The sequence below is a fragment of the Pseudoduganella rivuli genome (assembly GCF_009674485.1).
Lineage (GTDB): Bacteria > Pseudomonadota > Gammaproteobacteria > Burkholderiales > Burkholderiaceae_D > Rugamonas > Rugamonas rivuli_B.
The window spans coordinates 1-255 of the sequence record NZ_WKJJ01000092.1; the positions used below are offsets into that span (position 1 = coordinate 1).

At 58.4% G+C, this 255-nt stretch carries 1 pseudogene; it reads right to left on the reverse strand.

Annotated elements, in window-relative coordinates:
• A pseudogene (locus GJ700_RS35140) lies at window positions 1-255 on the reverse strand (hypothetical protein); the annotation flags it as partial.

The following is a 255-nucleotide window of genomic DNA, read 5'->3' on the forward strand; positions in this document are numbered from 1 at the left end:
TACCGAATCCGTCCACCCTGGTCAATTCCAGGTTGCGCACGAGGTCGAACGTGCGCAACGTGCGCACGCCATTGAAGTCGTAGGTCGACCGCAGGTTGCCATTGGCGTCAAACGATTCCTCCGTCCACACTTTGGTGGTGCCAAAGGTCTGGCTGATGCCGGTCTGCACCTGGCGGTTGCGCACCGTGGAAAAACCGTAACCGCGTTGCGCACCAAGCGGATCGGTGACGGTGTTGCTGGTGTAATTAAAGGTGT